Origin of the sequence: Rhodanobacter sp. PCA2 (assembly GCF_013620825.1) — a bacterium.
GTDB lineage: Bacteria > Pseudomonadota > Gammaproteobacteria > Xanthomonadales > Rhodanobacteraceae > Rhodanobacter_A.
In genome coordinates this window covers 743-22,599 of the sequence record NZ_NJIC01000009.1, presented here as the reverse complement: position 1 = coordinate 22,599, position 21,857 = coordinate 743, and the positions used below count along the sequence as shown (strand labels likewise).

Annotated in this window: 22 protein-coding genes and 1 tRNA gene; 14 read left to right on the top strand and 9 right to left on the bottom strand. The window is 69.4% G+C overall.

Annotated elements, in window-relative coordinates; translation table 11 throughout:
• Window positions 1-77 precede the first annotated feature (77 nt).
• Complete coding sequence (gene rsmD / locus PCA_RS02210; protein WP_181300545.1) at window positions 78-662, bottom strand: 16S rRNA (guanine(966)-N(2))-methyltransferase RsmD; 585 nt, start codon at window positions 660-662, stop codon at window positions 78-80.
• A 65-nt stretch (window positions 663-727) separates the two neighbouring features.
• Between rsmD and ftsY the strand changes: the two genes are divergently transcribed.
• From ftsY to PCA_RS02165, 9 genes are all read left to right on the top strand, one after another.
• Window positions 728-1,840: a signal recognition particle-docking protein FtsY gene (ftsY, locus tag PCA_RS02205; protein WP_181300544.1), complete on the top strand. Its 1,113-nt coding sequence runs from the start codon at window positions 728-730 to the stop codon at window positions 1,838-1,840.
• A 23-nt stretch (window positions 1,841-1,863) separates the two neighbouring features.
• On the top strand, window positions 1,864-2,955 hold the full coding sequence (locus PCA_RS02200; protein ID WP_181300543.1) for a membrane assembly protein AsmA: 1,092 nt from the start codon (window positions 1,864-1,866) through the stop codon (window positions 2,953-2,955).
• A complete protein-coding gene (mutY, locus tag PCA_RS02195; RefSeq protein WP_181300542.1) occupies window positions 2,952-4,013 on the top strand; it encodes an A/G-specific adenine glycosylase in 1,062 nt (353 codons plus the stop codon). Before PCA_RS02200 ends, mutY begins: the two co-directional genes overlap by 4 nt.
• Window positions 4,010-4,288, top strand: coding sequence for an oxidative damage protection protein (locus PCA_RS02190; RefSeq protein ID WP_181300541.1), 279 nt, complete (start codon window positions 4,010-4,012; stop codon window positions 4,286-4,288). The genes mutY and PCA_RS02190 overlap by 4 nt, the downstream gene beginning before the upstream one ends.
• A 214-nt stretch (window positions 4,289-4,502) precedes the next feature.
• A complete protein-coding gene (locus PCA_RS02185) occupies window positions 4,503-6,089 on the top strand; it encodes an ATP-binding protein (protein ID WP_181300540.1) in 1,587 nt (528 codons plus the stop codon).
• Between the two features lie 206 nt (window positions 6,090-6,295).
• A tRNA-Phe gene (locus PCA_RS02180) sits at window positions 6,296-6,371 on the top strand.
• Window positions 6,372-6,707: 336 nt separating this feature from the next.
• Window positions 6,708-7,622 (top strand): arginase, encoded by a 915-nt coding sequence (rocF, locus tag PCA_RS02175; protein WP_181301110.1) that lies wholly within the window; start codon window positions 6,708-6,710, stop codon window positions 7,620-7,622.
• A gap of 28 nt (window positions 7,623-7,650) precedes the next feature.
• Window positions 7,651-8,997 (top strand): tryptophan--tRNA ligase, encoded by a 1,347-nt coding sequence (locus PCA_RS02170; protein WP_181300539.1) that lies wholly within the window; start codon window positions 7,651-7,653, stop codon window positions 8,995-8,997.
• Between the two features lie 25 nt (window positions 8,998-9,022).
• Entirely contained in the window at window positions 9,023-9,349 is a 327-nt protein-coding gene (locus tag PCA_RS02165) for a hypothetical protein (protein WP_181300538.1), read from the top strand.
• Between the two features lie 18 nt (window positions 9,350-9,367).
• On the opposite strand, the gene PCA_RS02160 is transcribed toward PCA_RS02165, so the two are convergent.
• Window positions 9,368-9,751, bottom strand: a complete 384-nt coding sequence (locus tag PCA_RS02160) for a VOC family protein (RefSeq protein ID WP_181300537.1) — start codon at window positions 9,749-9,751, stop codon at window positions 9,368-9,370.
• 252 nt (window positions 9,752-10,003) lie between these two features.
• Between PCA_RS02160 and PCA_RS02155 the strand changes: the two genes are divergently transcribed.
• On the top strand, window positions 10,004-10,408 hold the full coding sequence (locus PCA_RS02155) for a globin (RefSeq protein WP_181300536.1): 405 nt from the start codon (window positions 10,004-10,006) through the stop codon (window positions 10,406-10,408).
• A gap of 231 nt (window positions 10,409-10,639) precedes the next feature.
• Here the strand turns inward: PCA_RS02155 and PCA_RS02150 are convergent, their stop codons facing one another.
• The 4 genes from PCA_RS02150 to hppD form a co-directional block, all read right to left on the bottom strand.
• Entirely contained in the window at window positions 10,640-11,626 is a 987-nt protein-coding gene (locus PCA_RS02150; RefSeq protein ID WP_181300535.1) for a fumarylacetoacetate hydrolase family protein, read from the bottom strand.
• 212 nt (window positions 11,627-11,838) lie between these two features.
• Window positions 11,839-13,140, bottom strand: coding sequence for a homogentisate 1,2-dioxygenase (gene hmgA, locus PCA_RS02145; protein WP_181300534.1), 1,302 nt, complete (start codon window positions 13,138-13,140; stop codon window positions 11,839-11,841).
• Window positions 13,137-13,529 carry a GIY-YIG nuclease family protein gene (locus PCA_RS02140; RefSeq protein ID WP_181300533.1) on the bottom strand — a complete coding sequence of 131 codons (393 nt, stop codon included), beginning with the start codon at window positions 13,527-13,529 and terminating at the stop codon, window positions 13,137-13,139. Before PCA_RS02140 ends, hmgA begins: the two co-directional genes overlap by 4 nt.
• 124 nt (window positions 13,530-13,653) lie before the next feature.
• A complete protein-coding gene (hppD, locus tag PCA_RS02135; protein WP_181300532.1) occupies window positions 13,654-14,751 on the bottom strand; it encodes a 4-hydroxyphenylpyruvate dioxygenase in 1,098 nt (365 codons plus the stop codon).
• 204 nt (window positions 14,752-14,955) lie between these two features.
• On the opposite strand from hppD, the gene PCA_RS02130 reads away from it, so the two are divergent.
• Window positions 14,956-15,420 carry a MarR family winged helix-turn-helix transcriptional regulator gene (locus tag PCA_RS02130; protein ID WP_181300531.1) on the top strand — a complete coding sequence of 155 codons (465 nt, stop codon included), beginning with the start codon at window positions 14,956-14,958 and terminating at the stop codon, window positions 15,418-15,420.
• Window positions 15,421-15,497: 77 nt separating this feature from the next.
• On the opposite strand, the gene PCA_RS02125 is transcribed toward PCA_RS02130, so the two are convergent.
• Window positions 15,498-15,947: a DUF6265 family protein gene (locus PCA_RS02125; RefSeq protein WP_255436605.1), complete on the bottom strand. Its 450-nt coding sequence runs from the start codon at window positions 15,945-15,947 to the stop codon at window positions 15,498-15,500.
• A 100-nt stretch (window positions 15,948-16,047) separates the two neighbouring features.
• Here PCA_RS02125 and PCA_RS02120 point away from each other — a divergent pair, with 100 nt between their 5' ends.
• Window positions 16,048-16,887: a helix-turn-helix transcriptional regulator gene (locus PCA_RS02120; protein ID WP_181300529.1), complete on the top strand. Its 840-nt coding sequence runs from the start codon at window positions 16,048-16,050 to the stop codon at window positions 16,885-16,887.
• Between the two features lie 19 nt (window positions 16,888-16,906).
• Here PCA_RS02120 and PCA_RS02115 read toward each other — a convergent pair whose 3' ends face one another.
• Window positions 16,907-18,406: a peptide MFS transporter gene (locus tag PCA_RS02115; protein ID WP_181300528.1), complete on the bottom strand. Its 1,500-nt coding sequence runs from the start codon at window positions 18,404-18,406 to the stop codon at window positions 16,907-16,909.
• Between the two features lie 107 nt (window positions 18,407-18,513).
• On the bottom strand, window positions 18,514-19,362 hold the full coding sequence (locus PCA_RS02110) for a tryptophan 2,3-dioxygenase family protein (RefSeq protein WP_181300527.1): 849 nt from the start codon (window positions 19,360-19,362) through the stop codon (window positions 18,514-18,516).
• Between the two features lie 267 nt (window positions 19,363-19,629).
• Between PCA_RS02110 and pdhA the strand changes: the two genes are divergently transcribed.
• The gene (pdhA, locus tag PCA_RS02105; protein WP_181300526.1) at window positions 19,630-20,715 is read left to right on the top strand and encodes a pyruvate dehydrogenase (acetyl-transferring) E1 component subunit alpha; all 1,086 of its coding nucleotides are present in this window, start codon (window positions 19,630-19,632) and stop codon (window positions 20,713-20,715) included.
• Window positions 20,716-20,718: 3 nt separating this feature from the next.
• Window positions 20,719-21,699: an alpha-ketoacid dehydrogenase subunit beta gene (locus tag PCA_RS02100; protein ID WP_181300525.1), complete on the top strand. Its 981-nt coding sequence runs from the start codon at window positions 20,719-20,721 to the stop codon at window positions 21,697-21,699.
• Window positions 21,700-21,857: the final 158 nt, after the last annotated feature.

Sequence of the window (21,857 nt, the reverse complement as noted above, 5' to 3'; positions counted from 1 at the left end):
AATGCGCAACGGGATCAAGCCCTAGCTTAGAGCCTGTGCAAGGCCCGCGCATAGCTTGCGTCGCGCCGCCCCGCCTGTCAGGGAGCGCCGGCCGCCCCGCGCCGGTACAGCGCGAACCGCACTTCGCCGGCCCGCCCTTCCCGGTGCAGCGACCAGTTCGCGGGCACGGCCGGCGCCGCCGCGCGCGGCGACTCCACGTAGACCCATGCCCCGGCAGCCAGCCAGCCGCCCTGCTCCAGTTGCCGGGCCAGCGCGCTCCACAGCTCCAGCGCGAACGGCGGGTCGAGGAAGACCAGGTCGAACGGCCGCGCCGTGCCGCGCAGGAACGCCTGCGCCTCCAGCGCAGCCACCGCGCCGCCCGCCGCCTTGAGCCGGGCGAGGTTGTCGCGCAGCGCCTGCGCCGCCCGCGGGTCGGGCTCGACGAAGCAGGCCTCGGCGGCGCCCCGCGACAGCGCCTCGATACCCAGCGCGCCGGTGCCGGCGCACAGGTCCAGCACCCGGGCGCCCGCGATCATGGGCGCCAGCCAGTTGAACAAGGTCTCGCGCACCCGCTCGGGCGTGGGCCGCAGGCCGGGCAGCCCGGGCACCTCCAGCCGCGAGTTGCGCAGGCTGCCGCCGATGATGCGGATGCGTCCGGGGCGCGGGCTCACGCGGCCTGCCATGGCTCAGCGGCCGGTACGGGTGGGGGTGTTAGCATGCCGCCCATTGTCTTTGAATCGCCCCCGCAATGCTCAAGTTCTGGAAGAAGAAGCCCGCCGAACCCGCGCCCGCGCCGCCCGCCGAGGCGCCGTCCGCGGACGTGCCGCCGCCGCTGCCGCCCGCGCCCGCGGCCACGACGATGGATGCGCCGGCGCCCGCGCCGGAGATTGAATCCCCCGGGGCCGACGAAACCGGAGCCGCTGCCGCCGAAACCGAGGCTCTCCCGGCCAAACGCGGCTGGCGCGAACGCCTGGCCGGCAGCTCGCTGGGGCGTGGCCTGGGCGCGTTGTTCCAACGCAACCCCAAGCTCGACGACGATCTGCTGGACGAGCTGGAAACCACCTTGATCAGCGCCGACGTGGGCGTGGAGGCCAGCACCGCGCTGGTGGAAGACCTGCGCAAGCGCATGCACAAGCGCGAGTTCGCCGACGCCGCCGCACTGCGCAAGGCCTTGCGCGAGGCGCTGGTCGCCCTGCTCAAGCCGGTGGAACGGCCGCTGGACATCGCCGGCCGCAAGCCGTTCGTGGTGCTCACCGTGGGCATCAACGGCGTGGGCAAGACCACCACGATAGGCAAACTGGCCCGCCGCTGGCGCGACGAGGGCCGCAGCGTGCTGCTGGCCGCCGGCGACACGTTCCGCGCCGCCGCGGTGGAACAGCTCAAGACCTGGGGCGACCGCAACGGCGTGCCGGTGATCTCGCAGGGCCAGGACGCCGACGCCGCCAGCGTGATCTTCGACGCGCTGCAGGCCGCCCGTTCGCGCGGCGCCGACGTGCTGGTGGCCGACACCGCCGGCCGCCTGCACACCCAGGGCGGCCTGATGGACGAGCTGGGCAAGATCGCCCGCGTGCTGAAGAAGCTCGACCCGGACGCGCCGCACGAAGTGCTGATGGTGATCGACGGCACCACCGGCCAGAACGCGGTGAACCAGGTGCGCCAGTTCCGCCAGGTCGCGGGCGTCACCGGCCTGGTGGTCACCAAGCTGGACGGCACTGCCAAGGGCGGCGTGGTGTTCGCGCTGGCGCGCGAGTTCGGCCTGCCGATCCGCTTCGTGGGCCTGGGCGAAACCGCCACCGACCTGCGCGCGTTCGATGCCGCGGCGTTCGTCGACGGCGTGCTTCCGGCGACCGGCCATGGCTGAGCGCCGCCCGGTGCGAAGCTGACATGACACGCGGATGGCGGCGGCTGCTGATAGGCGCGGGCGCGCTGGCGCTGGGCGCACTGGCGGCGGCGGTGGTCTCGGTCTACCTGCTGCTGCAGCCCGACCGTTTCACCGCAATGCTGCAGGAGCAGGCGCACGGCGCCGGCCTCGAACTGAACCTGGCCAGCCCCGCCAGCCCCACGCTGTTTCCGCGCCCCGCGCTGGGCCTCAGCGGCATCACGCTGAATGCCGAGGGCGACGACAGCCCCATCCTGTTCGCCACCAGCGGCCGGCTGGTGCTGCCATGGAGCACCTTGCTCGGCGGCCCCACCGCGATCACCCAGATGGAAGTCGATTCGCCGCGGGTCGACCTGGACGCGCTGCAAAGCTGGATCGCGGCCCGACCGGCGCAGTCCCCTGACGCCACCCCCACCATTCCGCGCATCGACGCCGGCGTCATCATCGAGCACGGCAGCGTGGTGCGCGGCGACCAGTTGCTGCTCAACAACGTGATGCTGACCACGGGCTCGCTCGCCGCCGACCAGGTGTTCCCGCTCAGCATGTCGGCCACCGCGCCCGCGGGCGCGCCGCTGCAACTGCGCTTCGCCGCCACGCCGCACATGCAGGGCGATGCGCTGCAGCTCAACGCCATCCAGCTGCACCTGTCGCAAGGCCCGGGCACCACGCTCACGCTGACCGGCAACGCCCGCTGGCACGGCGCGGCGGACGCATCCGCGCAACTCGGCGGCAAGCTGGACCAGGCGAACGCCGGCAACTACGACATCGCGCTGACGCTCACCCCCGCGAACCAGACCGACCCCCTGCTGATGCGCATCCAGCTCACCGGCCCCGACAACGAGGCCGACCTGCGCCTGCCGCCGCTGGCGCTGGCGGCCTGGTGGAATACGCTGAATTCCCCGGTCGCCCCGCATGCCGGTCCCCAGCCCGACCTGCCGCCCGGCAGCGGCACGCTGCAGCTGGCGAAGCTGCAGCTGGGCAGCCTCAGCATCGAAGGCCTGAGCGTGCAGGCCGGCGACGCCGCACCCGCCGCCGCCGCGACCACCGCAAAGCCCGCTGCCGCCCCGGCCAAGCCGCGCGCCGGCAAGTCGAAGTGAATCCGTTCGCCGCCGCCCTGCTGGCCTGGTTCGACCGCCATGGCCGCCACGACCTGCCGTGGCAGCGCGCGCAGGACCACGGCCAGCGCGACGCCTACCGCGTGTGGCTGTCGGAAATCATGCTGCAGCAGACCCAGGTGGTCACCGTGGTTGGCTACTTCGAGCGCTTCGTCGCCGCGCTGCCCAGCCTGCCCGCGCTGGCCGACGCCAGCGAGGACCAGGTGCTCGCGCTGTGGTCGGGCCTGGGCTACTACCGCCGCGCGCGCTTCCTGCAACGCGCTGCCCGGCTCTGCGTGGAACGCCACGACGGCGAACTGCCGCGCGACTTCGACGCGCTGGCCGCGCTGCCCGGCATCGGCCGTTCCACCGCGGGCGCCATCCTCGCCCAGGCGCACGGCCTGCGCTTCCCCATCCTCGACGGCAACGTGAAACGCGTGCTCGCGCGCTACCACGGCATCCACGGATACCCTGGCGAAAGCGCGGTGGAGAAGCAGCTCTGGCGCCACGCGGAAGCGCACACGCCGGCCACGCGCACCGCCGACTACACGCAGGCCATCATGGATCTTGGCGCCACCGTGTGCACGCGCGCACGGCCGCGCTGCGACGCCTGTCCGCTCGCCCCGGATTGCGCCGCGCGGCGCGACGACCTCACCGCCGCGCTGCCCTCGCCCCGACCCGCCAAGGCATTGCCCGAACGCGAAACCGTGATGCTGGTGCTGCGCGACGCCAGCGGCCGCGTGCTGCTCGAACGGCGCGGCCCGCAAGGCGTGTGGTCCGGCCTGTGGAGCCTGCCCGAAGCCGCCGACCACGACGCGGCCTGGCGCAGCGCGCGCCGGCACGCGGACATCGACGACGCGCGGTCGCTCGCCCCGTTCACCCACGTGTTCAGCCACTACCGGCTGCGCATCGCGCCGCTGCTGTTCGAAGGCGCGACAGCGCGGCGCGGCATCGCCGATAATCCCGACCTGCGCTGGTGCGTCGCCGGCGAACTGGCCCGGCTGGGCCTGCCCGCGCCCGTGCGCAAGCTGTTGCAGCAACTCGAGGAACCCACCGCATGAGCCGCATCGTCCACTGCGCCAAGCTGGGCACAGACGCCGAAGGCCTGGACTTCGCGCCATGGCCCGGCCCGCTGGGCCAACGCATCTACGCCCATGTCTCCAAGGCCGCGTGGCAGCAATGGCTGGCCCACCAGACCATGCTGATCAACGAGAACCGGCTCAATCCGCTGGACCCCAAGGCGCGCCAGTACCTCGCCGGACAGATGGAGAAATTCCTGTTCGGCGGCGAGGTCGACGAGGCCGTCGGCTTCACCCCGCCCGAACGGGAATCCTGACCGCAGGCCAGGCATCGGGCGTGATTTGCCGCCGCCCCGTTCGCGCAGCGCAGACATGAACGCCGAAGACCTCGCGGCGACGCGAAGTCGGTGAGCGCCGCCGTGTCGGAATTTCACGCGCTCCCATGCCGTCGGGAGCCGCCTTCGTCACGTCCATACAACACACGGTCTTCGACACTCGCGAGATTCCGTCAATGATCGAAAAGGTGTACCCATGGACAGCGATTCGACGATGGAAACCCACACCCTGGATGCCCTTTCCGCGCAGAAATTCCGTTCGCTGGTGGAGGCGATCGCGGACATCGCGATCTACATGCTGGACCCCGACGGCTACATCATCAGCTGGAACGCGGGCGCCGAACGCTTCAAGGGCCACGCCAGGGAGGAAGTGCTGGGCAAGCACTTCGGGATGTTCTACACCGATGACGACCGCGCGGCGGGCATGCCGGACCGGACCTTGTCCATCGCCCGCAACGAGGGGCGCTTCGAAGGCGAAGGCTGGCGCCTGCGCAAGGACGGACAGCGCTTCTGGGCGCACGTGATCATGGACTGCATCACCGACGAGGAAGGCACGGTGATCGGCTACGCCAAGATCACCCGCGACGTCACCTCGCAACGCATCGCCAGCGAGCAGCTGGAACAGGCGCGCCGGGAGCTGTCCCAGGCGCAGAAGCTCGAAGCGATCGGCCAGCTCACCGGCGGCGTGGCGCACGATTTCAACAACCTGCTGATGGTCATGCAAAGCACGCTGGACATGATCCGGCTCAAGAGCGCCGATCCGGACCAGGTGGTGAACCTGGTGGGCCTTGCCCAGGCGGCGGTCAAGCGCGGCGCGACGCTGACCCAGCGCATGCTGGCGTTTGCGCGCAAACAGGAACTGCACACCGAGGTCATCGACGTCTACGACCTGGTCAACGGCATGGGCGACATGCTGCAGTGGGTGCTGGGCCAGCGCATCCACCTCATCATGACGCTGTCGAAGGAAACCGACAAAGTCCTGATCGACGCGAACCAGCTCGAGCTGGCCTTGATGAACCTGACGGTGAATGCGCGCGATGCGATGCCGATGACCGGCACCGTGACGTTTTCCGCGCGCAACGTGAGGGTCGCCCAGGCCCATCCCACCGAACTGCCCCCCGGCGACTACGTGTGCCTGTCGGTGGTCGACGACGGCACCGGCATGGATGCGGACACCCTCGCCAAGGCGGCGGATCCGTTTTTCACCACCAAGGGAGTCGACCGGGGCACGGGCCTGGGCTTGTCGATGGTGCACGGCCTGATGGAGCAATCCGGCGGCCGCATGGTGATCAGGAGCACGCAGGGGGCGGGCACCCGCATCGAACTGTGGCTGCCCACCGCCTCCGCCCAGGCGGACGCCGCTACGTCGCCGGCGCCCGCCAGGCGGCCTGCGCCGTCCCCGGGCGCAGGCTCGCAGCGCATCCTGGTGGTGGACGACAACCCGCTGGTGCGCTCCACCACCAGCGCGGCGCTGGAGAGCATGGGGCACAGCACCCTGGAGGCGGCTTCGGCGGAAGAGGCGCTTGCCACCATCGAACGCGACGGAGCGGTGGACATCCTCCTCACCGACCACGTGATGGCGGGCATGACCGGCGCCCAACTGACGAACCTGGTCAAAAGCCGCTGGCCCGGGATGCCCATCGTGCTCGCCAGCGCGTTCGCGGACATCCACGACAACCTCCCCGACGGCGTGGTGCGGCTGGCCAAACCCTACGGACGCGACGACCTCGTCCAGGCGATCAACGCCGTGCTCGGCAAACAGGCCAGGCAAGCCCGCGGTTGAACCCCGCCCGAAACAGACCGCGGCACCGACAGGCGCGGCGCGCGCCTTTTCATCGCCGGCTGCCCGGGTCGCATGCAGCAGGCGGATAGCCTCACGCAGCGATTCCGCTGCACGCCGCCGCGACGCCAATGCCGGTTCCCGAACACGCCCCGGGCTTGACGCCCAAGCCTTCATCCGCTTAAATGCCCGGCTCAACCGCTTCATCCGGCCGGGTAGCTCAGTTGGTAGAGCAGGGGATTGAAAATCCCCGTGTCGGCGGTTCGATTCCGTCCCCGGCCACCACGCAATTCAAGAACATGGCTCGCCATCGTGGCGAGCCATGTTTTTTTGTGCCGCAAGCCCTCCCACCAGGCGGACGCTTCAAAACTCCCCTCCAGGCGGACACTTCAAAACTTCCCTCCAGGCAGACACTTCAAAAGCGGAACCGCGGCGGCCTGCCGATGGTTCCCGGCTGGCGTCAGGTTGCCGGGCGGCTGGACCGAATCAACGGAATCCCATGATCCCTGGCAAGGCGCGACCGTGCCTGCGTGCGGCCTCCTACCCTCTGTCCCCGGCCGTGACCACGACGACACCCGCTACACTTGGCTGCTGCAGGACAACCACGTGGACACAGGCAAGATGAGCAAGCAGACGATCGCACTGGTGGGGGCGCCCACCGACATCGGCGCAGGGCATCGCGGCGCCTCGATGGGGCCGGAGGCGCTGCGCGTGGCGCAGATCGCCGAGAAGCTGCGTGCGCGCGGGCTCGACGTGGTCGACCGCGGCAACCTGCACGGTCCGCACAATCCGTGGCTGCCGCCGGTGAACGGCTATCGCCACCTCGCCGAAGTGACGGCGTGGAACCAGGCGGTGCATGCGGCGATCCACGACGAACTGGCGCAGGGCAACCTGCCGCTGATGCTGGGCGGCGACCACTGCCTGGCGATCGGCTCGATCAGCGCGGTGGCGCGCCATTGCCGCGAACAGAACCGGAAGCTGCGCGTGCTGTGGCTGGACGCGCACGCCGATTTCAACACTGCCGGCATCACGCCCTCGGGCAACATCCACGGCATGCCGGTGGCCTGCCTGTGCGGCAACGGACCGGCCGAGCTGGTGGAGATCGGCGGCCAGGTGCCGGCGACCCCGCCCGAGGTGTTCCGCCAGATCGGCATACGCTCGGTGGACGCGGGCGAGAAGCGGCTGCTGCGCGAGGCGCAGATGGCGGTGTACGACATGCGCCGCATCGACGAGGGCGGCATGCGGGGAGCGATGGAGGCGGCGCTGGCCGGCATGGACGGCGACACCCACCTGCACGTGAGCTTCGACGTGGACTTCCTCGACCCGGCCATCGCCCCCGGCGTGGGCACCACGGTGCGCGGCGGCCCGAACTACCGCGAGGCGCAGCTGTGCATGGAAATGATCGCCGACAGCGGCAAGCTGGGCTCGCTCGACATCGTCGAGCTGAACCCCGCGTTCGACAAGCGCAACCAGACCGCGAAGCTGGCGGTGGACCTGGTCGAAAGCCTGTTCGGCAAATCCACCCTGCTGCGCTGATCCGCGCACCATCACACAAGCTCACGACATGCAGACCCGAGTCCTCACCGGCATCACCACCACCGGCACCCCGCACCTTGGCAACTACGTGGGCGCGATCCGCCCCGCCATCGCCGCCAGCCGTCGTGCGGACGTGGATGCGTTCTTCTTCCTCGCCGACTACCACGCGCTGATCAAGAGCGACGACGCCGCGCGCATCGAGCGTTCGCGGCTGGAGATCGCGGCGACCTGGCTGGCCGCGGGCCTCGATCCGGCGCGCGTCACGTTCTACCGGCAGTCGGACATCCCCGAGATTCCCGAGCTCACCTGGTTCCTCACCTGCGTCACCGCCAAGGGCCTGCTCAACCGCGCGCACGCCTACAAGGCCGCGGTGGACAAGAACGCCGAAGGCGGCGAGGACCCGGACGCCGGCATCACCGCCGGCCTGTACATGTACCCGGTGCTGATGGCCGCCGACATCCTCGCCTTCGACGCGCACCAGGTGCCGGTGGGCCGCGACCAGATCCAGCACCTGGAGATGGCGCGCGACATCGCGCAGCGCTTCAACCACATCCATGGCCGCGACTTCTTCGTACTGCCCGAGGTGGTGATCGAGGAACAGGTGGCCACGCTGCCGGGCCTGGACGGCCGCAAGATGTCCAAGAGCTACGACAACACCATCCCGCTGTTCGCCGGCGGCGCGAAGGCGCTGCGCGAGGCGATCATGCGCATCGTCACCGACTCGCGCGCGCCGGGCGAGCCCAAGGACCCGGACAGCTCCTCGCTGTACACGATCTTCCGCGCCTTCGCCGACGCGACGGAAAGCGCGGCGTTCCGCCAGTCGCTGGTCGACGGCATCGGCTGGGGCGAGGCCAAGCAGCGCCTGTTCGAGCGCATCGAGGCCGACGTGGCGCCGATGCGCGAACGCTACGAGACGCTGATCGCCAAGCCCGGCGAGATCGAGGAAACCCTGCGCGAAGGTGCGGCCAAGGCGCGTGCCATCGCCACGCCCAAGCTCGCGGCGATCCGCGACGCGATCGGCCTGCGCGCGATGGGCGCGACGGCCGCCGCCAAGGCGACGAAACCGACTGCCGCGAAGGCCGGCAAGGGGCCGCGCTTCGCCAGCTTCCGCGACGGCGACGCCGGCTTCCGCTTCCGCCTGCTGTCCGCCGACGGCGAGGAACTGCTGCTGTCGATGCCGTTCGCCGATCCCAAGGCGGCGGGCGCGCTGCAGCAGCGCGTGCGCCAGTTGGGCCAGGCCGCGGTGCTGCGCGAGGACGGCGATGCGCTGCTGCTGGAACTGGACGGCGAGGCCGTGGCGCGCACCCCGCAGGCCGGCGACGAACTGCTGGGCCGCCTGCGCGAAGCGCTGGAACAGCTGGCCGCGCAGGACTGAGGCCACTCCGCCGGAGCCGCTACCGATGCGCTATCTCGCCCTGCTGCTGCTCGCGCCCTGGCTGCTGATCCTCGGCTGGGCCTATGCGAACTATCCGAAGTCGCTGACGCGCACGCCGGCGCGACGCCTGTTCGATGCGCTGGCGCTGCTGCTGGCCTTCGGCGCAGCGATCTGGGCCGGCCTGCTCGGCTTCGATGCAGTGCAACTGCCCGTGCCCGACGAAACCGGCCGGCGCGCGAGCGGCGCGATCTGGCAACAGGTATTGCCGGCGCTGTGCGGCTACGGCGCGTTCGCCGCCGTGCTGGTGCTGGCCTTGCCGCTGCGCGCGCGGCTGTGGCGGCGCCGCGGCTGAATCGCGGACGCCGCGGCATCAATCCCAGCGATTGAGGTGCGGGCCGAATTCGTCGCGCTGTTTGCGCACGACACAGAAACGCTGCCCGCTGGGCGCCTCCATCACCCACCAGCGCTGGCGCACGAAGGCGATGCGCTTCGCACCCAGCTGCTCCAGCCGTGCGGCCTCGGCTTCGATGTCGTCGGTCTCGACGTCCAGGTGCACGCGGCTCTCGTGGTCGACCTTCTGCAGCAGGATCAGCGGCTCGTCGGTGGCGGTGCGCAATTCGGCGTAGCGGCCGTCGCCATCCTGGTCGAGCGCGGCAATCGGCTTGCCCAGCGCCGCGCTCCAGAATCTCGCGGCATCGCCCAGGTCGTCGACCTTGCAGTCCAGTACCAAGGCGCACAAGCGGCTGTGATGCATGGGACACCTCGCGGCAAACGGGGAAGCCAGTGTGCGCCGGCAGGCAAGCCGGCGCATCCCTCGTGCCGCGATGAGCGAGCCGGCAAACAGCAGGCAGCACGATCCACGCCTGGCGCTTGCCGCGATGCGGCCCCTGGGATACGCGCCGTTCGATCAGCACGGCCGCCGACGCTGCGACGTCGCGCCCCATCGTTCGCTGCTGGAGCGCCGACTAGACTGCGAGCCGCAATTCGCACCAGGGAACAGGGACCCATGGCCGAGAACTACGACGACCTGCAAGCCAGTTTCGGCCGCTGCCTGCGCAACGGGCAATTCATCGCGCACTTCTACGACATCTTCATGGCGAGCCATCCGGACATCGCGCCGATGTTCGCCAGGACGGATTTCGGCAAGCAGCACCTGGCACTGCGGCGCGGCATCAGCTCGGCCATCTCGCATGCCGCAGGCAGCCGGCTGGCCGAGCACACCATGGTCGACATGGCGAAGGTGCATTCGCACGCCGGCCATGCGCCGGTACCGCCGGAACTCTATCCGTACTGGGTGGAAAGCCTGCTGACCGCGGTGGCCGAACACGACCCGCAATACACGCCCGCGCTGGGCGCGCGCTGGCGCCAGGCGATGAACGCCACCACGACGTTCTTCGCCGGCCACTACTGAGCACGGCCTGATCCTGCTCGTCATCCCGGCGAAGGCCGGACCAGCGCAAAGCGCGCAGGATGCCCGCAGGGCGGCCCCGAAGGAGCGAGCGCAGCGAGTCATCCAGTGCCTGCAGCCACGGAACACGACGGCGCCGGATGACCGGCCTCGCTGTCGTGAAGCGCCTCCTGCCTGCGCAGGAAGGACGAGCAGGCAGTCGATCGACAGACCTTCCCTGACCGCCGATGACGTTCAGCGCACCAGCGGCGCGATGCGCTGCTCGATCGCGCCGAAGATCGACGCGCCGTGCGCGTCGGTGACCTCGATGCGCAGCGTGTCGCCGTACTTCAGGAACGGCGTGCCGGGCTTGCCGTCGCGCAGCGTCTCCACCGTGCGCTGCTCGGCAAGGCACGAAGCACCCTTGCCGGTGTCCTCGTTGGCGATGGTGCCGGAGCCGACGATGGTGCCGGCGGTGAGCGGCCGCGTCTTCGCCGCGTGCGCCACCAGTTCGGCGAAGCTGAACTGCATGTCCACGCCGCATTCGGCCGCGCCGAACCACTGGCCGTTGAGCCAGGTGCGCATCGGCAGGTGCAGCTTGTCGCCCTGCCAGGCGTCGCCCAGCTCGTCCGGCGTCACCAGCACCGGCGACAGCGCCGAGCGCGGCTTGGACTGCAGGAAGCCGAAGCCCTTGGCCAGTTCGCCGGGAATCAGCCCGCGCAGCGAGACGTCGTTGACCAGGCCGACGAGCTGGATGTGTTCCGCCGCTTCGGCCGGCGTGGCCGCCATCGGCACGTCGTCGGTGACCACCACGACCTCGGCTTCCAGGTCGATGCCGTAATCCTCGCTGGGCACCACCACCGGATCGCGCGGACCCAGGAAGCCGGCGCTGGTGGCCTGGTACATCAGCGGGTCGGTGTAGAACGAGGCCGGCACCTCGGCGCCGCGCGCCTTGCGCACGCGCTCCACGTGCGGCAGGTAAGCGCTGCCGTCCACGAACTCGTAGGCGCGCGGCAACGGCGAGGCCAGCGCAGTCATGTCCAGCGCGAACGCGCCCGCCGCGTGGCCTGCGTCGAGGTCGGCGGACAGCGCATTGAGGCGCGGCGCCACGTTCGCCCAGTCGTCCAGCGCGGCCTGCAGGGTGGCGGCGATGCCGGTGGCCTTCACCGCGTGCTTCAGGTCTCGGCTGACCACGACCAGCGTGCCGTCGCGGCCGCCTTCCTTCAGGGAACCCAGTTTCATCGATCGCTCCACGGACCGCGCGATGGCGCGTATCCCTTCATTCTCGGTTGATGTGGTGCCCGGTGCCCAGGAGCCTGTCGGGCTTTGATGGTCGAGGCGAGGATCAGGCTGTGTGAGGACAGATTTTCGACAATTCGCCGCCCCATAGTGGTTCTATGGGGCAAGAAATGGCGGAAATATGGACCACACAGCCGGATTCGCAGACCGGCCAATCAAAGTCCGGCAGGCTCCTTGTTGCCGGTGAAATGCTTCTGCAGCCCCTGCCAGCATTCGTGGTAGTTGCGCTGCAGCTCCTTCGACTCCAGCGCCTGCCGGGTCGGATGGAGCACGCGGCGCGCCTCGAACATGAAGGCCATGGTGTCGGCGATCACGTCCGGCTGCGACAGGTCGCGGGTGGAGGCCTTCTCGTAGGTCGCCGCGTCCGGGCCGTGGCCGGTCATGCAGTTGTGCAGCGAGGCGCCGCCCGGCACGAAGCCTTCGGCCTTGGCGTCGTAGGCGCCGGTGATCAGGCCCATGAACTCGCTGGCGATGTTGCGGTGGAACCACGGCGGCCGGAACGTATGCTGCGCCACCAGCCAGCGCGGCGGGAAGATCGCGAAATCCATGTTGCTCACACCCGCGGTGTCGCTGGGCGAATGCAGCACCAGGAAGATGCTGGGGTCCGGGTGGTCGTAGCTGATCGAGCCTATGGTGTTGAAGCGGCGCAGGTCGTACTTGTACGGCGCGTAGTTGCCGTGCCATGCCACCACGTCCAGCGGCGAATGGCCGATCTTCGCGCGCCACAGCGCACCCTGGAACTTCGCCACCAGCTCGAACTCGCCCTCGATGTCCTCGTACGCCGCCACCGGGGTGAGGAAGTCGCGCGGATTGGCCAGGCCGTTGCTGCCGATCGGACCGAGGTCCGGCAGGCGCAGCAGCGCGCCGAAGTTCTCCGCGATGTAGCCGCGCGCGGTCCCGTCCAGCAACTCCACGCGGAAGCGCACGCCGCGCGGGATCACCGCGATCTCCTGCGGCTCCAGCCCGATCACGCCAAGCTCGGTGGCGATGCGCAGGCGGCCCTGCTGCGGCAGTATCAGCAGCTCGCCGTCGGCGTCGTAGAAGTAGCGGCCCTGCATCGACCGGTTCGCCGCATACACGTGGATGCCGATGCCCGACTGCTCCCCCGCGCCGCCATTGCCGGCCATGGTGACGATGCCGTCGACGAAGTCGGTGGGCGCGGCCGGCAGCGGCAGCGGATCCCAGCGCAACTGGTCGGGGCTGGTCGGCACTTCGCCGAAACGGTTGTGGAACGCACTCGGCGCCATCGCCTCGAACGGCTGGTGCATCGCCGCCGGGCGGATGCGGTACAGCCAGCTGCGCCGGTTGCTGTGGCGCGGCGCGGTGAACGCGGTGCCCGACAGCTGCTCGGCATACAGGCCCAGCGGCGCGCTCTGCGGCGAGTTCTGCCCGTCCGGCAACGCGCCGGGGATCGCTTCGGTGGCAAATTCGTTGGCGAAGCCGGATTGGTAGTTCATGCGTCGCTGTCCTGATCGGGTTGACGCGCGCCGGCGACATCACCGTTCGCGCTGAGCGTAGCTCGCGCAGCGAGCGGAGTCGAAGCGCCCTCGCGCGCCAGCTCGTGCCTGTGTCTGCCCTTGGCCAGGGCACTTACCGCGCCCCAGTCTCCGGCGATGTACGCCAACTTCTTCGCGCGGCTCCAGCCTTTGAGCTTCCGCTCCATGGTCAGGGCTTCGAAGCGCGTTTCAAATCCTTCCGCATGGATCAGTTTCACCGGGCGGCGGCTGGCGGTGTACGCACAGCTACTGCCCTGCTTGTGCTGCTCCATCCGCTTGTCCAGATTGTCCGTATGGCCGATGTAGAAACTGCCGTCCGCGCACTCGAGGATGTAGAGGACGAACTCCATTTCCGCCTCCTGACCGGGTCCTTCGACTTCGGCCCTGCGGGCCTACGCTCAGGACGAACGGCTTGCGTTGATCGATCACCCCGAGCGTAGCCGCACAGCGGCGAAGTCGAAGGGCTCAAGAACCTCAAAGCACCCCGCGCTTCATCTGGTCGCGCTCGATCGATTCGAACAGCGCCTGGAAGTTGCCTTCGCCGAAACCTTCGTTGCCCTTGCGCTGGATGATCTCGAAGAAGATCGGGCCGATGTTGTTCTGCGTGAAGATCTGCAGCAGCAGGCGCTTTCCGGTTTCCGCATCGGCGTCGATCAGGATCTTGTTCTTCGCCAGCCGCGGCACGTCCTCGCCGTGGTCGGGGATGCGCAGGTCGACCACCTCGAAGTACGTATCCGGCGTGTCGAGGAATTCCACGCCCTGCGCGCGCATCGCCTCCACCGTGTCGTAGATGTTGTCGGTGAACATCGCGATGTGCTGGATGCCTTCGCCGTGGTAGGCGTCGAGGTATTCGTTGATCTGCGACTTCGGGTCGTTCGACTCGTTGAGCGGGATGCGCACGATGCCGTCCGGCGCGGTCATCGCCTTGGACACCAGGCCGGTCTTCGCGCCCTTGATGTCGAAGTAGCGGATCTCGCGGAAGTTGAACAGGCGCTCGTAGTAGTCCGACCACTTCTGCATGTTGCCGAAGTAGAGGTTGTGCGTGAGGTGGTCGATGAAGGTGAGGCCGAAGCCCTTCGGGTGCTGGTCGGCGCCCGGGATCGGCGCGTAGTCGTCGCCGTAGATGCTGCCGTTGTCGCCGTAGCGGTCGACCAGGTACAGCATGCAGTCGCCGATGCCCTTCACCGCGGGCGCGTTCACCGCCTTGCTGGCCTCGGCCTTCGCGTCCACCGCCTCGCCGCCGTTGCGCAGCACGGTGGCGCGCACTTCCGCGGCCGGCTTGCGGAAGCGGATGGCGAAGCCGGCGGCGCAGGGGCCGTGGGCCTTGGCGAATTCGGCGGCGTGGGAATCCGGGTCCTCGTTCACCAGCAGGTTCACGTCGCCCTGGCGGTATACGGTGATCGGACGGGTCTTGTGCCTGAGCACGGCGGTGAAGCCCATGCTCCCGAACAGCGCGTGCAACTCGCCCGCGCGGCCGGCCGGGGCGGCAAATTCGACGAACTCGAAGCCATTGATCCCCATAGGGTTTTCGAAGGTGGTGACGTGCATGCCGAGGTTGGGCTGGGCGTTCATGGATGATCTCCGCCGGGCTACGATGGAAAAACGGGCCACGCCGCTGGAATGCTTTTGGCACGGCGGGCGCTAAAGTGATGCGTGCTTTTCGTGAGCAGTGCCGCCATGGCTGGCCGCTTCCCTGCCCTCCGCGGCCACCACGGGCCGCGCGAGCCAGCGCCCTTTGTAGTTTCAATTGAAACCATTTGCAAGGAACACCGCAGCATGTCCCCCGGACGCCACCCCGACCACGCGCCGCTGGAGCTGGAGCGCTTCGTCCCCTACCAGCTTTCCATCGTGTCGAACACGGTCAGCCAGACCATCGCCGACGACTACCAGGTGCGCCACGACCTCAGCGTCACCGAGTGGCGGGTGATGGCGGTGCTGGCGCGTTTCGACGGCCTATCGGCGCGCGAGGTGGCCGAGCGCACCGCGATGGACAAGGTGGCGGTGAGCCGGGCGCTGGCGCGCCTGGTGGCGGCCGGCCGCGTGCGCCGCCACACCCACGCGAACGACAAGCGCCGCTCGGTGCTGGGGCTCACCGCCAAGGGCTGGGCGATCCACGACGAAGTGGCGCCGATGGCACGGCAGCGGGAACGGGAATTGCTGGCGCGGCTGGACAGCGACGAGCAGGCGTGGCTGGCGCGGATACTGGACAAGCTGATGCCCGGGGACCAGGCCAGAGGCTGACTGGCGCCTTCGTCAATGTCCCGGGCGGGCTTCCTGGCCTCCCGGCCCTCGCCACGCCCGGAACGCGGCCGCGCCGCTCACCCGCCGCAGCGGCGGTACTCGAACGGGATCCTCATCTCCTTGCCGTCGCGGCCCGGCCCGGCGATCCAGGCGTGCAGCACATCGCCCTCGCGCCGGTATTCGATGCGGTTCGGGAAATCATGCGCGGCATTCTCGAAGCGGACGCGCTGCTCCCCGCGCTCGGCGATCGCGAACCGCGTCGGCGGCACGCCGTTCGGCTGGACGTGGAAACCCGCCTGCTTGCCGGCCGCCACGATGCGCATGAACTCGAACGACTCGGTGCGGCCATCGCGCAGCGTGCGCGACATGCCCAGCAACATGCCGCCGCCCTCGGGCAGCCACACCTCCTCGATCTGGCGGTTGGCGGTGCCGCCGCACCAGTGGCCGGCCAGCCAGTCCAGTTCCGGCGCCGCGGCAGCCGCCGTACCCGCGCCCAGCGCCAGCCCCGCGGCCAGCATCCTCTTCATGCATCGCATATCCGCCTCCCCTTCGATGGTCGGGCGCAAGCTAGCATCGCCTCGTCCGGGACCGCTTGTAAAAACACGCAACGCGAGGTTCCATACCGCGATGGACTACGTCGAGCACGCACCCCCGGACGATCTGCGCAGGTACGTGCAGTGCCTGTGGATGCTGCGCGACGACGCGCCGGACGAAGCGGTCCAGACGATCTACCCCGACGGCCGCTGCGAACTGCTGGCCGAACTGGGCGTGCCGCTGCACTTCCGGGGCGCCGACGGTGCGGTCCGTGCCGACAAGGCGCTGTGCTTCGCGGGCCAGCAGCTGGGCCCGATCCGCCTGCAGGCGGTGGGGCCGGTGCATTGCATCGGCATCCGCCTGCAGGCGGCCTGCGGCGGACTGGTCGCGGGCGCGCGGCTGCCGGAACTGCGCGACCAGGCACCCGACCTGCACACGCTGGACACGGCGTTCGCCCGCGCCTTCCACGCGGCCGCACGGGCCAGCATCGACAGCGCGTCGCCGGAACCCCTGTGGGCGCTGCTGCGCAAGCGTTGCAGCGGTTTTGCGCCGGACCCGCTGGTGGAAGACGCGGCCGGCATGCTGGACGCCGCGGATGGCGACCTGCGCATCGCCGACCTCGCGAAACGCCTCGGCGTCGCCTTGCGCACGCTGCAGGCACGCTTCCTCGAATGCGTCGGCATGACGCCGAAGGAGTACGCCCGCGTGCGCCGCCTGCAGGCGCTGCTGCGCACGCTGGACGCCGAACGCAGCGCGATTGCCGATGCCGCCGCGCGCCACGGCTACAGCGACCAGGCGCACGCCACCCGCGACCTGCAACGCTGGACCGGCACCACGCCGGCCCGGCTGGTGCGCGCGTTGCGCGGCGATGCCGGCGGCGCGGAAGCGCTGCGGCTGGCCGTCGCGTTCGTGCGCGGCGCCTCCTGTCGCTGACCGCCGGACGCCCCGTCGCTTATTTCACCCCGTGCATCAGCCGGTTCACCAGCGGCGCGATCAGCAGCAGCAGCACGCCCGCGCCCAGCAGCAGCCAGAATCCGAACGTGAAGCCCGACAGCGCCGAGGCGGCGGTCATGCCGCTCTCGCCGGCGATGCGGCTGGCGAGCAGGCCGGACAGGTTGCCGCCGGCCGCGGTGGACAGGAACCAGCCGCCCATCGCCAGGCCCACCAGCCGCGGCGGCGCCAGCTTGGTCACCATCGACAGGCCGATCGGCGACAGGCACAGCTCGCCCACGGTCTGCAGCACGTAACACGCCGCCAGCGGCCAGAACGGGATCTGCCCCTGCGTGTCGATCAGGCGGCTGAGCGCATACATCAGCACCAGGAAGCCCAGCCCGTTGAAGATCAGGCCGAAACCGAACTTGCGCGGGATCGACGGCTCCGCGCGCCGCCGCTGCAACCCGGCCCAGACCAGGCTGACCACCGGCGCCAGCAGGATGATGGTGAGCGGGCTCACCGACTGGAACCAGCTGGTGGGAAACACCCAGCCGAACATCTTGCGGTCGACCAGGTTCTCAGCGAGGAAGTTGAACGAGCTGCCGAGCTGGTAATAGAACATCCAGAACAGAACGTTGAAGCCGAAGATGATCAGCATCGCCCACACGCGGTCCAACTGGATGCGGTCGTGGCGCAGCGCCTCGCCGATCAGCAGCGCCGAGACGCCCACCGCCAGCAGGCCGATCACCCACTGCAGGCCGATGGTGCCCATGCGGGACAGCAGCAGGTACACCACGGGCGCCGCCAGCAACGAGCCCGCCAGCACCAGCAACACGCGGCCGCGGCCTTCCATGCCGGGCAGCGGCCGGCCCACGGCGCCCAACTGGCGCCGGCCGAACCAGAACCACACCAGGCTCAGCAGCATGCCCACGCCTGCGGCGAGGAACACCACGCGGTAGTTCTGCTGCGCGGGCGTGCCGGTGAAATGGCCGGCCATCCAGCCGGTAAGCAACGGCGCGACAAAGGCGCCGGCGTTGATGCCCATGTAGAACAGGGTGAAGCCGCGGTCGCGGCGCGGGTCGTCGCGGCCGTAGAGCTGGCCCACCATCGAGGAGATGTTCGGCTTGAACAGGCCGTCGCCCACGATGACCAGCGACAGGCCCAGCAGGAACACCGGCTTGGTCGGCACCATCAGGGCGAACAACCCCACCGCCATCACCAGCGCGCCGACCAGGATCGCGCGCTGGTAGCCGATCACCTTGTCGGCCACGTAGCCGCCGAAGATGCCGGTGCCGAAGATCAGCGCGGTGTAGGTGCCGAAGATCGTGCCGGCCCAGCCCTGGCCCGCGGGGTCGCCGTGGTAGAACTGCGCCACCACGTACAACGCCACCGCCCAGCTCACGCTGTAGAACGCGAAACGTTCCCAGAACTCGGTCATGAACAGCATCCACAGCGGGCGCGGATGGCCGAACAGTTGCGGGTAGTCCGGCGCGGCGCCGGCCTCGATGGTCTGGCTCATGGGTTCCCCGGTGGTTCCTGGCGCGTGGGTGGATGTCGTGAAGAGTGCGGCCATGCACGGCCGCCGGTTTGACCCTCGCGATCAGGAAGATCGCAAAGACCGGGCCATCAGGTGCCCAGCACCGTGCGCACGTCCAGCAGTTCCGGGAAGAAGCTGAGGTCCAGCGCCTTCCGCAGGAAGCCCACGCCGGAGGAGCCGCCGGTGCCGCGGCGATGGCCGATGATGCGCTCCACCGCCTTCATGTGGCGGAAGCGCCAGAGCTGGAAGCTCTCCTCGATGTCCACCAGGGTCTCGCACAGGTGGAACTCGGCCCAGAACCGCTCCGGCGCCTCGTAGATGCGCCGGAACACCGGCAGCAGCGCCTCGCTGTGCTGCCACGGCCGGGTCACGTCGCGCTCCAGCAGCGCCGCCGGCACCGCGTGGCCGCGCCGGGCCAGCCAGCGCAGCACCTCGTCGTACAGGCTGGGCGCCTCCAGCGTGGCGCGCAGGCCGGCCTGGATCGCGGGATCGTGCGCGAACACCGCGAGCATGCCGGCGTTCTTGTTGCCGAGCAGGAACTCCACCGTGCGGTACTGCGCCGACTGGAAGCCGGACGACGGCCCCAGCGCGTCGCGGAACGCCAGGTATTCGTGCGGCGTCATCGTCTCCAGCACCGCCCACTGCTCGAACAGCTGGCGCTGGATCTGCTTCACCCGCGCCAGCACCTTGAGGCAGGGGTCGATGCGGTCGCCGCGGATGGATTCCAGCGCCGCGTGCAGCTCGTGCACCAGCAGCTTCAGCCACAGCTCGGCCACGTGGTGCTGCACGATGAACAGCATCTCGTCGTGGTACGGCGGGTCGGACACCGGCCGCTGCGCGGACAGCAAGGTATCCAGGTGCAGGTAGCCGGCGTAGGTCATGCGCCCCGAGAGGTCGCGCTCGATGCCCGCCTCGAGCTCGCGCTGGTTGTCCGTCATGGTCTGCCGCGGTGGCCGAAAGGACGCATGGTACCCGCTCCGCGCGGCGCACCGAAGCCGCAGGCGCACCGCCATTTTTTGCGGCCTCCCGTACCCGCCCGCATGCTGCGGCGTGCCTTGCGACGCAACATGCCCGCCTGTTATTTATGTACGGCTTTCCCCGGCCGTTTTGACCGCCCCGGCGGTCGCCGGCGGGGAATCCCCAGCGCGTCAGGCCCCACTGGATGGGCCGCCGCCCCCACCCATTCGTCCAAACGGGAGCGAGTCGTGTCCATCGCCGCCAAGTTCGAAATCGAGTACCTGCAATACCTCGATGCCGAAGGCAAGCAGGTCCGCAAGGATCTCCCCGCCTTCGCCAAGGACCTCGACCACATGGTCGAGCTGTACAAGCTGATGATGTCCACCCGCGTGTTCGACGCGAAGTCGGTGGCGCTGCAGCGCACCGGCAAGCTGGGCACCTACGCCAGCTGCCTGGGCCACGAGGCCGCCCACGTCGGCATCGGCAGCGCGATGAAGCCGGAAGACGTGCTGGCGGTCAGCTACCGCGAATACGGCGCCCAGCTGTACCGCGGCGTGCAGCCGCGCGAGGTGTACATGTACTGGGGCGGCGACGAGCGCGGCAACGACTACCAGAACGAGCCCGCCCGCCACGACTTCGCCTGGAGCGTGCCGATCGCCACGCAGTGCCTGCACGCCGCCGGCTCCGCGCTGGCGTTCAAGATCCGCGGCGAGAAGCGCGTGGCCGTGTGCACGATAGGCGACGGCGGCTCGTCCAAGGGCGACTTCTACGGCGCCATCAACATCGCCGGCGCGCAGAACCTGCCGATGGTGGCGGTGATCGTGAACAACCAGTGGGCGATCTCGGTGCCGCGCAAGATCCAGTCCGGCGCGCCCACGCTGGCGCAGAAGGGCATCGCCGCGGGCCTGCACTGCATCCAGGTGGACGGCAACGACATCATCGCCGTGCGCAAGGCGATGGAGGACGCGCTGGAGCGCGCCCGCAACGGCGAGGGCGGCAGCGTGATCGAGGCGGTGACCTACCGCCTCGGCGACCACACCACGGCCGACGACGCCCGCCGCTACCGCGGCGAGCAGGAAGTGAAGGACGCCTGGGCGAAGGAGCCGATGAAGCGCCTGCGCGCGTGGCTGGTCGACAAGGGCGTGTGGGACGACGCCAAGGAAGAGGCCTGGAAGGCCGAGTGCGACGAGTGGATGGACAACGAGGTGAACGCCTACCTCGAAACCAAGACGCAGCCGGTGACGGCGATGTTCGACTACATCTTCGCCGAAGTCCCCGCCGATCTCGCGAAGCAGCGCGAGTACGTCCTCTCGCTCGAAAAGAAAGGTCACTGAGCCATGGCACAGATCACCCTCATCGAAGCCGTCACCCAGGCGCTCGCCTACGAGATGAAGCACGACGACAGCGTCGTGGTGCTGGGCGAGGACGTGGGCGTCAACGGCGGCGTGTTCCGCGCCACCCAGGGCCTGCAGGAAAAGTTCGGCGAACTGCGCGTGCTCGACACGCCGCTGGACGAAACCACCATCGCCGGCGTCACCGTGGGCCTCGCCGTGCAGGGCATGAAGCCGGTGGCCGAGGCGCAGTTCGAAGGCTTCATCTACCCGATGATGGAGCAGATCGCCTGCCACGCCGCGCGCATGCGCAACCGCACCCGCGGCCGCCTCACCGTGCCGGCCGTGTGGCGCGCGCCGTGGGGCGGCGGCATCCGCGCGCCGGAGCACCACTCCGAGGCGAACGAGCACCTGTTCACCAACATCCCCGGCCTGCGCGTGGTGCTGCCCTCCTCGCCCGCGCGCGCCTACGGCCTGCTGCTGGCGGCGATCCGCGATCCCGATCCGGTGATCTTCCTCGAACCCAAGCGCATCTACCGCCAGTACAAGGAAGAAGTGCCCGACGACGGCGAGGCGCTGCCGCTGGATGTGTGCTTCGTGCTGCGCGACGGCACCGACGTGACCCTGGTGACCTGGGGCGCGCAGGTGAAGGAGACGCTGGAAGCCGCCGACGAACTCGCCAAGCAAGGCGTCAGCGCCGAAGTCATCGACGTCGCCACGCTCACCCCGCTGGACTTCGACACCATCGCCGAATCGGTGCAGAAGACCGGCCGCTGCGTGATCGTGCACGAAGCCCCGAAGACCGCCGGCTTCGGCGCCGAGATCGCCGCCCGCGTGGCCGAGGAATGCCTGTACGACCTGCTCGCCCCGGTCGAGCGCGTCACCGGCCCCGACACCCACATCCCGCTGTTCCGCCTGGAAATGAAGTACCTGCCCAGCACCGAACGCATCGTCGAAGCGGCAGAGCGCGCGCTGGCTGCCAGCTGACCCCCTTCTCCCCGCCGGGGAGAAGGTGCCCCGAAGGGGCGGATGAGGGGACAAGGCTTGCGGCAAGACTCATCGAAAAAGGTTCGATAAAGTTCAAGGCAAGCCCCGCTCCCCCCCCCCCCCCCCCCCCCCCCCCAAAAAGGGGGGGGAAAAAACAA

Excerpts from the sequence above, each read along its gene's own strand:
- rsmD (WP_181300545.1), bottom strand. The coding sequence starts at position 662 with ATGGCAGGCCGCGTGAGCCCGCGCCCCGGACGCATCCGCATCATCGGC.
- ftsY (WP_181300544.1), top strand. The coding sequence starts at position 728 with ATGCTCAAGTTCTGGAAGAAGAAGCCCGCCGAACCCGCGCCCGCGCCG.
- PCA_RS02200 (WP_181300543.1), top strand. The coding sequence starts at position 1,864 with ATGACACGCGGATGGCGGCGGCTGCTGATAGGCGCGGGCGCGCTGGCG.
- PCA_RS02190 (WP_181300541.1), top strand. The coding sequence starts at position 4,010 with ATGAGCCGCATCGTCCACTGCGCCAAGCTGGGCACAGACGCCGAAGGC.
- PCA_RS02185 (WP_181300540.1), top strand. The coding sequence starts at position 4,503 with ATGGACAGCGATTCGACGATGGAAACCCACACCCTGGATGCCCTTTCC.
- rocF (WP_181301110.1), top strand. The coding sequence starts at position 6,708 with ATGAGCAAGCAGACGATCGCACTGGTGGGGGCGCCCACCGACATCGGC.
- PCA_RS02170 (WP_181300539.1), top strand. The coding sequence starts at position 7,651 with ATGCAGACCCGAGTCCTCACCGGCATCACCACCACCGGCACCCCGCAC.
- PCA_RS02165 (WP_181300538.1), top strand. The coding sequence starts at position 9,023 with ATGCGCTATCTCGCCCTGCTGCTGCTCGCGCCCTGGCTGCTGATCCTC.
- PCA_RS02160 (WP_181300537.1), bottom strand. The coding sequence starts at position 9,751 with ATGCATCACAGCCGCTTGTGCGCCTTGGTACTGGACTGCAAGGTCGAC.
- PCA_RS02155 (WP_181300536.1), top strand. The coding sequence starts at position 10,004 with ATGGCCGAGAACTACGACGACCTGCAAGCCAGTTTCGGCCGCTGCCTG.
- PCA_RS02150 (WP_181300535.1), bottom strand. The coding sequence starts at position 11,626 with ATGAAACTGGGTTCCCTGAAGGAAGGCGGCCGCGACGGCACGCTGGTC.
- hmgA (WP_181300534.1), bottom strand. The coding sequence starts at position 13,140 with ATGAACTACCAATCCGGCTTCGCCAACGAATTTGCCACCGAAGCGATC.
- PCA_RS02140 (WP_181300533.1), bottom strand. The coding sequence starts at position 13,529 with ATGGAGTTCGTCCTCTACATCCTCGAGTGCGCGGACGGCAGTTTCTAC.
- hppD (WP_181300532.1), bottom strand. The coding sequence starts at position 14,751 with ATGAACGCCCAGCCCAACCTCGGCATGCACGTCACCACCTTCGAAAAC.
- PCA_RS02130 (WP_181300531.1), top strand. The coding sequence starts at position 14,956 with ATGTCCCCCGGACGCCACCCCGACCACGCGCCGCTGGAGCTGGAGCGC.
- PCA_RS02125 (WP_255436605.1), bottom strand. The coding sequence starts at position 15,947 with ATGAAGAGGATGCTGGCCGCGGGGCTGGCGCTGGGCGCGGGTACGGCG.
- PCA_RS02120 (WP_181300529.1), top strand. The coding sequence starts at position 16,048 with ATGGACTACGTCGAGCACGCACCCCCGGACGATCTGCGCAGGTACGTG.
- PCA_RS02115 (WP_181300528.1), bottom strand. The coding sequence starts at position 18,406 with ATGAGCCAGACCATCGAGGCCGGCGCCGCGCCGGACTACCCGCAACTG.
- PCA_RS02110 (WP_181300527.1), bottom strand. The coding sequence starts at position 19,362 with ATGACGGACAACCAGCGCGAGCTCGAGGCGGGCATCGAGCGCGACCTC.
- PCA_RS02100 (WP_181300525.1), top strand. The coding sequence starts at position 20,719 with ATGGCACAGATCACCCTCATCGAAGCCGTCACCCAGGCGCTCGCCTAC.